Genomic DNA, 14,147 nt, shown 5'->3' on the forward strand with positions numbered 1-14,147 from the left:
CGTCAGCCAACTCTTAACTCTTAATTCTTAACTCAAAAAGGTGTTTCCTGCTGGTTGGGGTCGACGTGGCCGAAGTTGGTGAAGTTGTTGGGTGGGTTCGGGGTGTTGAGGGTGTTGGCCCGACTTTTCAGGGTGCTTCCGGGGCTTTCGAAGGATTGCAAACCGGTCGTGTTATTGTCAAAACCGGCGGACGGTCCGCTGAACGGCGCGGGGGATTGCTGCGGCATGAAGAACGCATCCAGGTCAGCAAATTTTGTGTATTTCCCAACAAACCGAAGCTGGACGGTATCGAGCGAACCGCTCCGGTTTTTGGCCAGAATCACTTCGCCGATTCCAGAGACCGAGTTGCCGTTCTCGTCGGCCGTAATGCCGTAGTATTCAGGACGGTAGAGGAAGATAACCATGTCGGCATCCTGCTCGATGGAACCGGATTCCCGAAGGTCAGAGAGTTGCGGTTTTTTGTCGCCACCCCGAGTTTCGACGGCCCGGCTCAACTGCGACAGGGCAATCACCGGCACGTTCAATTCCTTGGCGAGGTTTTTCATCGCCCGCGAAATCGAGGCAATCTCCTGTTCCCGGTTTCCGCCCGGACGGCCCGAGGAGTCGCCCGACATCAACTGAAGGTAATCGATGACGACCAACTGAATATCGTGCTGGGCTTTCAACCGGCGGCATTTGGCCCGCATTTCCAGAATGGAGAGGGCCGGGGTGTCGTCGATGAAAATCGGCGCTTCGGTCAGTCGCTGAATTTTATGGTGAAGCTGGGCCCATTCGTGCGGAGCCAGGTTCCCTTTCTTGATCTTTTCACTATCGATCTCGGCTTCGGCCGAAATGAGCCGGTTGACCAACTGCACCGACGACATCTCCAGGGAGAAAATCGCCACGGCCTGCCCGAAATCCACGGCGGCATTTCGTAAGGCGCTGACAACGAAAGCGGTTTTCCCCATCCCCGGCCTAGCGGCCAGGATGATCAATTCGGACCGCTGCCAGCCGGAAGTAATTCGGTCGAGGGCGCTGAAACCCGACGGAACGCCCGTCAGGCCATCTTTCATGTTTTTCTTCTGTTCGAGTTCGTCGAGGGCCTGCCGCATGATCGTGCCCATGTCGGCGTAATTTTTCCGGATGTTCGATTCCGAGATCCGGAACATCGACTGTTCGATGCGGTCGAGCAGGTTGAAAACGTCCGTTGTATCCTCGTAGGCGTCGCGCTGGATTTCGTTGGCGACCGTGATGAGCGCCCGTTTGATGGCGGCTTCGGCAATGACGCGGGAGTGGTACTCGATGTTGGCGGCCGAGGTCACCCGGGTGGTGAGTTCGGTGATGTAGCCCGCCCCGCCGACGACTTCGATTTCACCGGTTTTGCGCAACTGCTGCGTAACCGTCAGCATGTCCACCGGTTCGGCATTGCCGAACAGGGTCACGATGGCGTTATAGATTCGTTGATTGGCTTCTTTGTAAAAACTTTCCGGTTTCAGGATATCGATCACCGCCGAAAGCGCATCCTTTTCGATCATCAGTGCCCCCAGCACGGCTTCCTCCAGGTCGATGGCCTGCGGAGGCAATTTGCCCAGGCCGGTGGGCGTGAGCATGTGGTTGACACCGTCGGACATACTGCGACGGTTACCGCCCAGATACGGGGTCTTTCGAAACGGGGAGTTGGTGGGACGATCGTTTTCCATTGCAATGCAAGTATAGCCATTCATCGGTAGAATGAAAAGCTGTCAGGTGGATGTCGGAATTGGGTGTGGCTGGAAACCGGGGCAGTAAGTTCTTGTCCCTAAAGTACATATTCCGGCTCGTCCGGCGGAAAAAAAAGTGAAAAAAAAACCGCTATTTAGCTTACGGTTTTTACGGCTTAACTTGCTGATTCGTATTGAGAATAGAGCATGTATTCAAGTTAGGCAGTAGGGTTTCGACAACTGGTTAACGATGAATGATTTGCACGAAAATACCCTTGACGGGAGATAATATTTGCTGGTTTTTGTTGTTTAGTACGTACGAACCTCTAAATTTAGAAGGGAAATCGGATTGTTCACCCTGAAAATATGAACCAGGATTTGGTAGAAAAAGTAATCACTCTTGACAATGTATCGCTCATCGACTTTTTGGGCGTTGAAAACAACAACATCAAAGAGGTCGCGGCTGCCTTCCCGATGAGCAAGATCATCTCCCGTGGCAACGAAATCCGCATCAAAGGAACCACACCGGAAATTTCCCGCATCACCGACATCCTCGACTCGCTGATCGAACATTACCAGAAGTACGGGAAACTCACCCATGAAAACGTCCGAAGCTTCCTGCAACACACCGAGCGCGAAGCCATGCCGGTCGTGCAATCGGAGGATAACGTGCTGGTCTACGGGACGAAAGGCGTTATTGTTCGGGCCCGAACGGCCAATCAGCAAAAGCTGGTCGATGTGTCGGAAAAATTCGACCTGGTGTTTGCCATCGGTCCGGCCGGAACCGGGAAGACCTACACGGCCGTTGCCATCGCCGTCCGGGCGCTGAAAAACAAAGAAGTCCGAAAGATCATCATTACCCGACCGGCGGTGGAAGCGGGCGAGAACCTGGGCTTTCTGCCCGGCGATCTGAAGGAAAAAATCGATCCGTACCTGCGCCCGATTTACGATGCCCTGGACGATATGATTCCGGCCGAAAAGCTGAAAACGTATATCGAGAACCGCACCATCGAAATCGCTCCGCTGGCGTACATGCGCGGACGTACGCTCAATCATGCCTTCATTTTGCTGGACGAAGCCCAAAACACCACGCCCATGCAGATGAAGATGTTTCTGACGCGGATGGGGCCGAATTCAAAAGCCATCATTACCGGCGACCGTTCGCAGATTGACCTGCCCAAAAACCAACGCTCCGGTTTGATTGAAGCGGTAGACCTGCTGAAAAATATCAAAGGCATCGGCTTCGTTGAACTGGATGGCAGCGATGTGGTGCGGCACCGGCTGGTCAAAGAAATTATCACGGCGTATGAGCGGGCTGAAAAATAACGCTATTGTTCTAACCCTGAGTTTCCTTCTTGGTTTGGTCTTGACGGAGTCGCGCGCCCAAACGGCCGTGACTCCCCAACGCTGTGGCATTGACCAGCGGGAGGCCACCCTGCAACGACGCGATCCGCAGCGGCTCCTGAAGCGGCAGCAACTCAATCAACAGGTTGAACAGATTTTGCTCCGAAACAAATTGGAGCCAAGGTCAGCACGAATTTCTGAAGACGTCTACCGGATTCCGGTGGTGGTGCATGTCGTGCACAACAACTCCTCCGGTTTTATCGGCGGTGCCAACAATTCCAATATTTCTGACGAGCAGATTGCCTCCCAGATACGGGTGTTGAACGAGGATTACCGGAGAATGGCCAATACCCGCGGGTTCAACACAGACCCGGTTGGAGCGGATACCGGCATTGAATTTTTTCTGGCCCGGGTCGATCCCGAAGGTAACGCAACCTCCGGGATTACCCGAAATTACACCCAGCGCACCAGCTTCGACATCTATGATTCGGTTAGTGGAGATGATCGCGTGCTATCCGGGATTGCGTATTGGCCAAGCGATCAATACCTTAATATCTGGGTGACGACTTTACGAAATGATTACCTGGGGTATGCGCAGTTTCCAGAAGCTCAGAATATACCCGGATTATCATCGTATGAAAATGAGCTGACGGATGGGGTTATTATTGATTACCGCTATTTTGGGAGCGACATCGGTGCCGTCACCAGCCCGACGTACCGGTACGGACGTACGACGACCCACGAAGTTGGGCATTGGCTGGGCCTGATTCACACCTGGGGTGATTCGGTTTGCGGGGATGATTATTGCGACGACACCCCACCCACCGAAAGCGCCAACCAGACCACGTCCTGTTCCGAACGGTTTTCGACCTGCAACGGCACCCGTACCCGCAACCAGATTGAAAATTACCTGGATTACACGCCGGATGCCTGCATGAACCTGTTTACGCAGGATCAGAAAGCCCGGATGCGGGCCGTGATCGAAGCGAGTCCTCGGCGGCAGCGCGTCGTTCGGTCGGCGGAACCGCTGCCCCAACCGGCAACACTCACAGTCAACGTCTACCCAAATCCGATCCAGGCCAGTCAGCGACTATCAACCCTGGAGGTATTGTTTACGGGTTTCCAGACATTTCAGGTCGATGTGGTTGATCTGTCGGGCCGCGTCATTCGCACCCAGAAATTTACGGACTACCCCAGTTCATCCATCAATCTGCCGCTTGAAACACTCGGTCGTGGTGTTTATTTTGTCAAAGTTTCTACTGATAAAGAGACCACTTCCAAACGATTAATGATATATTGATGAACGGTTTTCGGTTTCCCGTATACGGTGCGACCCCTGAAAGCGTTAGCCACTGTAAATCGCATACCGTAAACCGAAAACTGTATACTGTAAATAGTCCACCGTATGATCCAGGTGATTCAGGTAAATCGTCCGGCTGAACTCCAGCAGATTTTTGCTATTCGGGAGGAGGTATTTGTGAAAGAGCAGAATGTTCGAAAGGAAGACGAATACGATGAATTTGAACCCACAAGTCGCCACTTTCTGGCTTTGCATGACGGAACGCCCTGTGGTACAGCCCGCTGGCGTACGACTTCGAAAGGCATCAAACTGGAGCGGTTTGCGGTTTTGGCGGCTTTCCGGGGGAAGGGCGTGGGACAGGCTTTGGTACAAGCGGTACTGGACGATGTATTCAGTCAGCAACCCGAACCCATCGAATCGGTGTACCTCAATGCCCAGGTAACGGCTATGCCGCTCTACGCCAAATTCGGCTTCAAACCCGTTGGGCCGATGTTCGAAGAATGTGGCATTCAGCATTATAAGATGGTTTTACCGGGCTCGTCATTTCCTTCCTGATGCTACGCTGGAATGCCTTTCCTTTCATTCGGTACGTGGCCGCTCTTACAGGCGGAATCGTGGCCTATTTACTATTTCCCAGCTTAAAACCGGTTCTATGTACCATTTATATTGTTAGTACAACCATATTTATTTTGTCGTTCTTCGTTAAATCGATTCAGTGGCATACTCTGAAAGGAGTCACCGGATTGTTTGTTTTTAACGGGTTTGGATGGTTGATCACTTCCTGGCACACGGCTTCCAACGATCCGATCAATCTAATTCACGGTCAACGTCCCATCCGGGCGTACGAAGCGGTGGTAGGCTCCCAGGCTGAAAACCGCACTAAAACCTTTCGTGTAGAACTGGAAGTGCGGAGAATTCGGACGGATAGCGCCTGGCAACCGGCCAGCGGTCGGCTGATTGTTTACCTGGATAAGTCGGTTCCGGACAAACCCCGGTACGGCGATGTCTGGCTGGTTCGGGGGCAACCCCGCCCGATCGACCCGCCCCTGAATCCCGGCGAATTCAATTACAAACGGTTTCTGGCTAATCGGGGAATCTATTACCAGCAGTATCTGCGTCCATCGGACCGGCGGGTAACCGGCTACCAGCCCCTGAACCAGATCACCGCGCTGGCGTATACCATCAACGACTGGGCGGACAGCGTGTATACCGCCAATCTCGGCAGCGGTGCGGAGTTTGCCATCGTGAAAGCCATGATTCTGGGCATCCGAGACGGCATCGATCCCGAACTTCAACAGGCCTATTCGGCGGCTGGTGCCGTGCATATACTGTCGGTTTCCGGTTTGCATGTCGGGGTGCTGTTCAGCGCGCTGAGTTTACTACTGGGTTTTTTGCGAAAACGAAAAGGAGGAACGTACGCCTTTGCCGCCCTGATGCTGGGTTTGCTTTGGTTTTATGCGCTGATGACGGGCTTTTCGGCCCCGGTTTTGCGGTCGGCGTTCATGTTTTCGCTACTGCTGATCGGCCAGACCATTGGCCGGGCCAATACCCCCCTTAATACGCTGGCCGCTTCGGCTTTTTTGATCCTTTTGTTCGATCCCTACGCGCTGACGACGGCCGGTTTTCAGCTCTCCTACCTGGCCGTGGGCGGTTTACTTATCGGGTATCAGCCTTTCTATCAGCTATTTACCGCAAGTAATTGGCTACTAGACCAGCTTTGGCGGTTAACCGCGATGGCGCTGGTGGCTCAACTGGTGACGTTTCCGCTGGGCGTCTTTTATTTCCACCAGTTTCCAACCTACTTCTGGTTGGCGAATCCGGTCGTAGTGCCTTTGTCGTCGGTAGTGCTGATGCTGGCAATGGGTTTGCTGGCGGTCGGCTGGATTCCGTTTGTCGGCGTTTGGGTGGGCAAGATTCTTTTTGGGGCCATGTGGCTGCTAAATCAGGCCATTTTGTTGACGGAGCAACTACCGAATGCGCTGATCGCTCCGCTGACGGTTACGGGTTGGGAATTGATCTGGCTGTATGCCGTACTGGTCTTTGGAATCGCGTTAGCCCTGTCCCGCGAAAAACGCTGCGGCTGGCTGCTGGTGGGTAGCTCGATTTTGCTGACTTCCCTGGTGGGCTGGACGACCGTAGGGCGCAAACACCAACGGTTGCTGGTCGTCCATTTCGTTCCGCACGAATCGGCCATCAGCCTGGTTGCCGGAAAGTCGGCGGTTTTTCTGACGAAAGATACGCTGACGGACCAAAGTCGGGAAGTACGCTTTTATGTAAAAAATACCTGGGATAGCCTGGGAATCAGCCGGGTTGTTTACACCCGTCCACAAAAGATGACCCCGTCACTGGCGCTCTATCAAAACCGGTCGATTGTCTTGATTCGCTGGCAGGGGCGGAGTGTGTTGCTGATTAACCGAATTCCTAAACGAAGGTTCTGGCGAGTGCCGATGGTGGTCGATTATGCCATCATCAGCCGGAATGCCATCCAGTCGTGGGACCAGCTCAAAGGCCGGGTGGCGGCCAGGCACCTGATTTTTGACGATTCGAACAAGACCCCGCTGACGGACCGCTTGCTGGCTGAAGCCCGTCAGCGGGGCATTTCCTGCCATTCGGTCCGTCAGCAGGGGGCTTATCTGGTCCGGTTATGAATGTCACTTGAGCACTTTTCGGATGTAAAACTGATTTCCCAGCTGAACCGTAACCAGGTAAAGACCTTTGGGCAGTGATTGCAGATTCAGCGTCTGGGCATGGCTTTTGGCGGTTTTATTTCCGGTTTGGCTGATCCATAGATTGCCGCTGGCATCCGTCACTTCTATGTCGACAATGCCCGTTTCTTCCGATTCAAACCCGAGAGTTAAAACAGAAATGACCGGATTAGGATAGAGTCGAAGGGCCGGAGTTTGTTCGCCCAGGGTAACAGCGATGAGCTTGGAATAATCGAACGAACCGTCGGTATCGACCTGTTTCAGCCGGTAATAGTACGTACCCTGTTGAACATCACGATCTGTAAACTGATAGACCTTGCTGCCATTTTGAGTACCTAGTGGGTCCACTACAGAACCGCTGATGGACTGAAAATCCAGGGCATTGGTCGATCGTTCGACTAAAAAGTGGCTGTGGTGAAGCTCGGAGGCCGTCTGCCAGTCCAGCCGGACCCCCTGCGACAGCGGCTGAGCCCGGAAGTAGGCATAAGTTACCGGCATGGCGACCGAGCAGCCACTGCAGTTGGCAGTAACCAGGGCCGATCCCAGATTCGATGGAACAAAAGAACCCGGTAAACAAACCAGGACGTTGTTGGAATTGGTCAGCGAGTTGTTCAGAAACGTTTGCCCGTTTTGAGGCTGTGCGATAGAAATGCACCCTTTTGTGGATTGAGCGTTGGTGCTGTTGGTGCTGTTATTCTGGAAGTAGGTTGTGTGAATCTGACCCAGATTCTCCATACACACCGTTCCGCTGCCGTTGATTCGTAACAGGTTGGAGGTGTTGAGGGTGCCACCATTGACGACCAGGGGACCGTTGACATCAAAGTTGGTCACATTCATCACCCCGCCGGATTCGATCACCACCCGGGCACCGTTGAAGTTGGTATTTACTGGATTGGATAAGGTGCCGAAAACCCGCAGATCGCCAGAGTTGGCCCCAAAATTTGTGAGGGTGCCTCCGTTGAAGATCAGTGTACCACCATTCAGGTTTGAATTGATCAGAGAGCCGGAACCGCTTAGACAAACCACGGCGCCCGAGCCAATGTTGATGTTACTGACTGCAGTTGTGATGCAAAAGGTTCCGGAACTGAGATTTTGATTGTCTGCCGTGAGGGGCATGCAACCGGCGCAGGTAGGAGCCGGGGGCGAACATTGACCCAATACAATCGTGGAGGTCAGGTAAAGCACCAGACCGATCAGGTAAAAGAGTTTTTTCATGAGGTAAACAGAGAATACGAAACTACAAACCTACAAATTTATTGCTTGTGTATGCAAATATTGGGTTTGAATCTGAAACTTGTCAAGATCGGGTGAACTGGTCCGTTGGCTGTTGTCCGAAACCCGGTTGGAGAGAATTGGAAATGACCTTACCTTTACAGGGTATCCGACCAGCGATCCGGCTGGCGTTTTTTCAGAAAGTATGGCTTCGTTTGATATTGTTAGTAAGGTAGATCTTCAGTTGCTGGATAATGCGATTAATGTAGCTACCAAAGAAATTGCCAATCGGTATGACCTTCGTAACAGTAAAACCAGCGTTGAGCTCAACAAGAAAGATTTGAACCTTCGCATCGAAACCGATAATGACATGAGTTTGAAATCGGTGGAGGATATACTCCTGAGCCGGATGGTGAAACAAGGCCTCGATGGGCGAAGTCTGGATTTTTCGGCTGAGCCGCAACCCTCGGGAAACCGCCTGCGCCGGGATTTGAAAGTGCGCCAGGGACTTGACAAGGATCAGCAGCGAAAAATTTTGAAACTGATTAAGGATCAGTTCCCTAAGATCACTGCCCAGGCAATGGACGATCAGGTTCGGGTGACGAGTAAAAAGATCGATGAACTGCAGGCCGTCATCGGAATGCTGCGCCGGGCGGAATTGGACATTTCGTTGCAATTTGTGAACATGAAAAGCTAAACTTTTTTGCTCCACGCTTCGTTTGCGAAGTATGGAAAAGCAGGAAAAAATCCGTAAAGCCTACACAGAATATGTGCTGGAACACGGAACCCCACCGCCGAGTGTTTTTCAATTTACCAAGAAACTGAAGCTGACCGAAGCTGACTTCTACGAGGAATATCCGTCTTTCGAATCGATCGAAGCGGATGTCTGGCTGGCGTTCTTTCAACAGGCGGTTCAAACCATCGAAGCCGACCCGGTTTACCAGACGTATTCTGTCCGGGAAAAACTGCTGGCGTTTTACTACACCTGGATCGAAGTGCTGCGGTCGCAGCGTAGTTTTGTGGTCTACAGCCACCAGCGCATCCGCGAGGCCAGCCAGTCTGCTTCGCCCGTTGCGAAAGTCCGGATGCGTCGGCAGACGCCCCGCATTTTAGAGCCGTTCCGGGAAACCTACTTCGATTTTGTCCGGGATTTGCTGGCCGAAGGGCGCGAAAGCAAGGAGGTCGAACCCCGTCCGTTCCTGTCGGATCGCTACGCCGACGGCTTTTGGATGCAGACGCTGTTCATTCTGAATTTCTGGGTCAACGATCTCAGCAAGAACTTTGAAAAAACCGATACAGCCATCGAAAAATCGGTCAACACCGCCTTCGATCTGATTGGGCGCTCCCCGCTGGATTCGTTGTTCGACCTGGCCAAATTCATCTACCAAAACAAGTGAGGAGTTAAGAATTAAGAGTTATGAGTTAAGAGTTGGCTACCGCAGCGCAATTTTTAACTCTTAATTCTTAATTCTAAACTCTTAACTCCTCAAGCATGAAGACACAGAACCATATCCCAACGACAAAAGTGGCCCGGGCGAGTCAGTTTGTGAAAGCGGGGGTGAAAGTTGGTGGGAATTACCTGAAACATTACAGCAAGAAGATCCTCCAACCTGATTTGTCGAAGGAGGAACTGCACCAGGACAATGCGGCTGATATTTACAATGCCCTGAGCGAACTGAAGGGGAGTGCGTTGAAAATGGCGCAAATGCTGAGCATGGACCGAAATCTGCTGCCCCGGGCCTATGTCGATCAATTTACGATGTCGCAGTACTCGGCCCCCCCGCTGTCGGGGCCGCTGGTGGTCAAGCTATTCCGAACGTATTTTCAAAAAACACCCCAGCAGATTTACGACCGGTTCGACATGAACGCGGTCAATGCAGCTTCGATTGGGCAGGTGCATCAAGCCTGGAAAGACGGTAAAAAGCTGGCTGTCAAGGTGCAGTATCCCGGCGTGGCCGACAGTGTCAGTTCGGATCTGCGGATTGCCAAACCGCTCGCCATCCGGTTGCTGAACCTGAACGAAAAGGACATCAACCGCTACATGGGCGAGGTGGAGTCGAAACTGCTCGAAGAAACCGATTACGACCTTGAACTGAAGCGCTCCATCTATATATCGGAGCAATGTGCGGCTATTCCGAACCTGGTTTTTCCGCAGTATTATCCGGAATTGTCGAGCAAACGCATTCTGACGATGGACTGGCTGGACGGACTGCACCTGAAGGATTTTTTGAAAACGAATCCGTCGCAGGCAATTCGCAATCAGATCGGGCAGGCGTTGTGGGATTTTTACAACTTCCAGATTCACGACCTCAAACAGGTCCATGCCGATCCGCACCCCGGCAATTTCCTGATGCGGGCCGACGGCACGATGGGCGTCATCGACTTCGGCTGCGTGAAGGTGATTCCGGACTTTTTCTACGAAAATTATTTCCGGCTGATCAATTTCGACACACTCGACGACGAAGGTGCGACGACGGCCATTTTCCGGAACCTGGAGTTTATCGTTCCGGAGGATTCGCCGAAAGAACAGGCCTTTTTTACTGACCTGTTCAAGAAAATGATCGTGCTGCTCGGCAAACCATTTGCCACCCAGACTTTTGATTTTGGCGATAACTCCTATTTCGATACGGTGTATGCCTTTGCCGAGGACCTGGCGAACATACCGGAATTGAAAAACTCAAAAGTGGCCCGGGGTTCACAGCACGGCCTGTACATCAACCGGACGTATTTCGGACTGTATTCGATGCTCAATGAACTGAAAGCCAACATCGTAACCAACAAACCCGACTGGCTGGTGTCGAAAAAACTGCGCCGGGAAATGGAAGGTGCGGTTTGAGCGGGGGGGGGCGGTTTTTAATTTCGTTATTCGATGTTCGTTATTCATTATTCGTTATTTAAATATTGAACACTGAATAACGAACACTGAATAACGAATACCGAATAACGAACACTGAATAACGAAGTTGGCATCCCAATACCGAAAACGGAATACCGTAAACCTGTAAACAGATTTCCCGTTTTTTCGCTTACTTTGAGGCTGTATCCGCAACGCCGTACCGCCGATGAGCAAACCCCGTTTTGACGATATTTTTATGGAACTTGCCGTCAATCTGTCGCGACGGTCCCACTGCATCAAGGCGCAGGTGGGGGCGGTTTTGACGAAAGACACCCGCATTATTTCCATTGGCTACAACGGTCCGCCGTCGGGAACTCACAACTGCGACGAAGAATTTCCGGAGGTGGGTTGTCCGCGCGACTCGAAAGGCAGTTGTTCGCTGGCGCTGCATGCTGAACAGAACGCTATCCTGTATGCAGCAAAAAACGGCGCAGTGGTCGACGGAGCCACGATTTACGTGACACTCTCCCCCTGCATTGCCTGCGCCCGGATTATTTACAGCATGAAAATCGCTAAAGTGGTTTTTCTGCATTCCTACGCCCGCTACAAAGGCATTCCGACCGACGAGGGTGTCGAATTTTTGCGTAAATTCGGGGTAGAAACGATCCAATACCAGCCTTCAGAAGGGTTTGAAGCGACGTTTGTGCAGGGTGACCCACATCTGTAGGCGGTTTTCTGAATGAATATACTGGCGCACGCATTCCTATCGGGTAATGATGAAGGCTTAATCATTGGCAATTTTATTGCGGATTTCATTAAAGGAAATCCCGGACACCCCCGGCATGGCCTGTCGATTGCGGTGCAGCGCGGGATTTGGTTGCATCGCCAGATCGATACCTTTACCGACCAGCACCCGCTGGTGGAAGCCATGCGCGTGTTGGTTCGTCCGCGCTGCCACAAATACGCGGGAGCGGCCATCGATGTGTTTCTCGATCACTTTCTGGCCCGGCGGTTTTCGGTCTATTCCGATCAATCCCTGCCGGTTTTTATTCGCCAGTTTTACGGTATCATCCGGCAAAATCGAAACGACTTGCCCGAGTCGGCCCGGCGCATGGCCGATGCCATGATTCAATACGACTGGCTGACGAATTATCAATTCGCGGAAGGAATCGACCGCAGTCTCAAAGGCATGGCGCGCCGGACGGTTTTTCCCTCGAACCTGGAAACGGCCATTGAGGATTTCCATCATTATTACCTTACTTTTGACGACTATTTCAGCCGGTTTTTCCCCGAATTGCAGACTCATGTGCGTCATTTCCTGACGGTTACCCAACCGGCTGACTGAGTATCGTAAATGAATTAAAAGGACGTATATAGGCTATCGTTATGACCCCCGCCGTTGAGCAGTTGCTGAAAGACATTCGAAAAAAACAGTTTGCGCCGGTTTACCTGTTGCACGGGGATGAGCCCTATTTTCTGGATTTGCTGACGGAAGAAATTGAAAAAGCAGCCATTCCCGAACACGAGAAGGGCTTCAACCAGTTTGTCGTGTTTGGAAAGGACGTACAGGTCGGTGCGGTGATTAACATGGCCCGGCGGTATCCGTTTATGGCGGAGCGGCAACTGGTGCTAGTCAAAGAAGCCCAGCAACTGGGCGGTTTTGGGGAGAAAGCCAATGTGTCCTTGCTGGAAGACTACGCCAAAGCGCCCCTTTCATCGACTATTCTGGTGTTGAGCCATACCGGTAATTTTGACGAACGGAAGGCGCTGGCGAAGGCCATCGGGCAGAAAGGCGTTCTGTTCAATTCGAAAAAACTCTATGATAACAAGGTACCCGACTGGATCGGAGACTACTGTCGGCAGCAAAACGCTAAGGTAAGTCTTAAAGCCATTCAGATGCTGTTTGAAGCCATTGGCAATGACCTGAAACGGCTGGCCGGAGAGATTGATAAGATCATGATCAACCTGAAACCGGGCGAGGAAATCAGCGCCGAGACGGTGGAACGGCTGGTCGGTATCAGCAAGGAATACAATGTGTTTGAATTGCAGAAAGCGCTGACACTCCGGGATGTGGTAAAAGCTAACCGCATTGTCGATTATTTCGGCCGCAACCCGAAAGACAACCCTTTGCCGCCGATGTTGATCATTCTTTACCAGTTTTTTACGAAAGTACTGATGGTTCAGGCTTCGCGCGACCAGTCTGAAAAACACCTGGCGACGCTGCTCGGAGTCCATACGTTCTTTGTGAAAGATTACCTCCAAACCGCCCGGGCGTATCCGTTATGGAAAGTGGCCGGGATCGTGCATTCCATCCGCAAAGCCGACGCCTGGTCCAAAGGCATTGATACGCCTTCGATGAGCGAGGGAGCCATTTTAAAGCAGTTGATTTTTGAAATTTTGCACTGAAGAAAAGGCAATTGCTCAATAACCAGTATTTATCGTCAACACCGTTTTAGCAAAAAACCGCCTTGTCTAAGGCGGTTTTGCGTTCGTAGCGGGGACGAGATTTGAACTCGTGGCCTCAGGGTTATGAATCCTGTGCTCTAACCAACTGAGCTACCCCGCCAAATTTTTCGTGCCACAAAAGTAGGAAAAAAAAAGACTGCTCCAACAACTTTTTGACCACCGTGTTAAAATTCTGCTAACTTTGCCCCGTTACCCTTTAAAATTCACTGATATGGAAAAATACAAATTCGTTGCGGAATACGAGCTTCGGGCTTCACCCAAAGTTCTTTTTCCTTATATCAGCACCGCTTCGGGCCTTTCCCAATGGTTTGCCAATAAAGTGAATGTTCGGCCCGATCATCAGTTTGATTTTTTCTGGGATAACGAAAGTCACCTCGCCCGGCAGGTTTCCATCCGGCAGAATAAAAGCGTACGGTTTGAGTTTTTAAACGGTAACGGTTCCTCCGAAGAACATAATTACATCGATTTTCGGGTGGACGTCAGTGAGTTGACCCAGTCGACCTTCCTGCGGATTACGGATTACTCCTCCAATGCCGATGCCGACGAACTTAAATCCCTCTGGAACAGTTTAATTGATAAGCTTAAAGAAATTGTGGGGAGTTAGG

At 51.7% G+C, this 14,147-nt stretch carries 13 protein-coding genes and 1 tRNA gene; 11 read left to right on the forward strand and 3 right to left on the reverse strand.

What is annotated here, in order from left to right; translation table 11 throughout:
- Positions 1 to 32 precede the first annotated feature (32 nt).
- Positions 33 to 1,679 carry a replicative DNA helicase gene (dnaB, locus tag ACO2Q8_RS18680; RefSeq protein ID WP_423346367.1) on the reverse strand — a complete coding sequence of 549 codons (1,647 nt, stop codon included), beginning with the start codon at positions 1,677 to 1,679 and terminating at the stop codon, positions 33 to 35.
- Between the two features lie 378 nt (positions 1,680 to 2,057).
- Between dnaB and ACO2Q8_RS18685 the strand changes: the two genes are divergently transcribed.
- From ACO2Q8_RS18685 to ACO2Q8_RS18700, 4 genes are all read left to right on the forward strand, one after another.
- Positions 2,058 to 3,005, forward strand: coding sequence for a PhoH family protein (locus tag ACO2Q8_RS18685; RefSeq protein WP_423346478.1), 948 nt, complete (start codon positions 2,058 to 2,060; stop codon positions 3,003 to 3,005).
- Positions 3,006 to 3,045: 40 nt separating this feature from the next.
- Positions 3,046 to 4,323, forward strand: coding sequence for a M43 family zinc metalloprotease (locus ACO2Q8_RS18690; RefSeq protein ID WP_423346368.1), 1,278 nt, complete (start codon positions 3,046 to 3,048; stop codon positions 4,321 to 4,323).
- A gap of 105 nt (positions 4,324 to 4,428) precedes the next feature.
- Positions 4,429 to 4,878: a GNAT family N-acetyltransferase gene (locus tag ACO2Q8_RS18695; protein WP_423346369.1), complete on the forward strand. Its 450-nt coding sequence runs from the start codon at positions 4,429 to 4,431 to the stop codon at positions 4,876 to 4,878.
- Positions 4,878 to 6,971 carry a ComEC/Rec2 family competence protein gene (locus tag ACO2Q8_RS18700; RefSeq protein WP_423346370.1) on the forward strand — a complete coding sequence of 698 codons (2,094 nt, stop codon included), beginning with the start codon at positions 4,878 to 4,880 and terminating at the stop codon, positions 6,969 to 6,971. The genes ACO2Q8_RS18695 and ACO2Q8_RS18700 overlap by 1 nt, the downstream gene beginning before the upstream one ends.
- A 3-nt stretch (positions 6,972 to 6,974) precedes the next feature.
- Here the strand turns inward: ACO2Q8_RS18700 and ACO2Q8_RS18705 are convergent, their stop codons facing one another.
- Entirely contained in the window at positions 6,975 to 8,243 is a 1,269-nt protein-coding gene (locus tag ACO2Q8_RS18705) for a T9SS type A sorting domain-containing protein (RefSeq protein ID WP_423346371.1), read from the reverse strand.
- A gap of 202 nt (positions 8,244 to 8,445) precedes the next feature.
- On the opposite strand from ACO2Q8_RS18705, the gene ACO2Q8_RS18710 reads away from it, so the two are divergent.
- The 6 genes from ACO2Q8_RS18710 (at position 8,446) to holA (ending at position 13,482) form a co-directional block, all read left to right on the forward strand.
- The gene (locus ACO2Q8_RS18710; protein ID WP_423346372.1) at positions 8,446 to 8,937 is read left to right on the forward strand and encodes a YajQ family cyclic di-GMP-binding protein; all 492 of its coding nucleotides are present in this window, start codon (positions 8,446 to 8,448) and stop codon (positions 8,935 to 8,937) included.
- 31 nt (positions 8,938 to 8,968) lie between these two features.
- Entirely contained in the window at positions 8,969 to 9,637 is a 669-nt protein-coding gene (locus ACO2Q8_RS18715; protein WP_423346373.1) for a TetR family transcriptional regulator C-terminal domain-containing protein, read from the forward strand.
- 95 nt (positions 9,638 to 9,732) lie between these two features.
- Positions 9,733 to 11,076 carry an ABC1 kinase family protein gene (locus ACO2Q8_RS18720; RefSeq protein ID WP_423346374.1) on the forward strand — a complete coding sequence of 448 codons (1,344 nt, stop codon included), beginning with the start codon at positions 9,733 to 9,735 and terminating at the stop codon, positions 11,074 to 11,076.
- 226 nt (positions 11,077 to 11,302) lie between these two features.
- Positions 11,303 to 11,803 (forward strand): deoxycytidylate deaminase, encoded by a 501-nt coding sequence (locus ACO2Q8_RS18725; RefSeq protein WP_423346375.1) that lies wholly within the window; start codon positions 11,303 to 11,305, stop codon positions 11,801 to 11,803.
- A 12-nt stretch (positions 11,804 to 11,815) separates the two neighbouring features.
- A complete protein-coding gene (locus tag ACO2Q8_RS18730; protein ID WP_423346376.1) occupies positions 11,816 to 12,421 on the forward strand; it encodes an ACP phosphodiesterase in 606 nt (201 codons plus the stop codon).
- Between the two features lie 41 nt (positions 12,422 to 12,462).
- Positions 12,463 to 13,482 (forward strand): DNA polymerase III subunit delta, encoded by a 1,020-nt coding sequence (gene holA / locus ACO2Q8_RS18735; RefSeq protein ID WP_423346377.1) that lies wholly within the window; start codon positions 12,463 to 12,465, stop codon positions 13,480 to 13,482.
- Between the two features lie 86 nt (positions 13,483 to 13,568).
- Here the strand turns inward: holA and ACO2Q8_RS18740 are convergent.
- Positions 13,569 to 13,642: transfer RNA gene (locus tag ACO2Q8_RS18740), tRNA-Met, on the reverse strand.
- Between the two features lie 111 nt (positions 13,643 to 13,753).
- On the opposite strand from ACO2Q8_RS18740, the gene ACO2Q8_RS18745 reads away from it, so the two are divergent.
- Entirely contained in the window at positions 13,754 to 14,146 is a 393-nt protein-coding gene (locus ACO2Q8_RS18745) for an START-like domain-containing protein (protein ID WP_423346378.1), read from the forward strand.
- The last annotated feature ends 1 nt before the right edge of the window (position 14,147 follow it).

Origin of the sequence: Larkinella sp. VNQ87, assembly GCF_049445795.1 — a bacterium.
Classification (GTDB): Bacteria; Bacteroidota; Bacteroidia; order Cytophagales; family Spirosomataceae; genus Larkinella.

Coding starts and splice junctions, on each gene's coding strand:
- dnaB (WP_423346367.1), bottom strand. CDS start 1,679: ATGGAAAACGATCGTCCCACCAACTCCCCGTTTCGAAAGACCCCGTAT.
- ACO2Q8_RS18695 (WP_423346369.1), top strand. CDS start 4,429: ATGATCCAGGTGATTCAGGTAAATCGTCCGGCTGAACTCCAGCAGATT.
- ACO2Q8_RS18700 (WP_423346370.1), top strand. CDS start 4,878: ATGCTACGCTGGAATGCCTTTCCTTTCATTCGGTACGTGGCCGCTCTT.
- ACO2Q8_RS18705 (WP_423346371.1), bottom strand. CDS start 8,243: ATGAAAAAACTCTTTTACCTGATCGGTCTGGTGCTTTACCTGACCTCC.
- ACO2Q8_RS18710 (WP_423346372.1), top strand. CDS start 8,446: ATGGCTTCGTTTGATATTGTTAGTAAGGTAGATCTTCAGTTGCTGGAT.
- ACO2Q8_RS18715 (WP_423346373.1), top strand. CDS start 8,969: ATGGAAAAGCAGGAAAAAATCCGTAAAGCCTACACAGAATATGTGCTG.
- ACO2Q8_RS18720 (WP_423346374.1), top strand. CDS start 9,733: ATGAAGACACAGAACCATATCCCAACGACAAAAGTGGCCCGGGCGAGT.
- ACO2Q8_RS18725 (WP_423346375.1), top strand. CDS start 11,303: ATGAGCAAACCCCGTTTTGACGATATTTTTATGGAACTTGCCGTCAAT.
- ACO2Q8_RS18730 (WP_423346376.1), top strand. CDS start 11,816: ATGAATATACTGGCGCACGCATTCCTATCGGGTAATGATGAAGGCTTA.
- holA (WP_423346377.1), top strand. CDS start 12,463: ATGACCCCCGCCGTTGAGCAGTTGCTGAAAGACATTCGAAAAAAACAG.
- ACO2Q8_RS18745 (WP_423346378.1), top strand. CDS start 13,754: ATGGAAAAATACAAATTCGTTGCGGAATACGAGCTTCGGGCTTCACCC.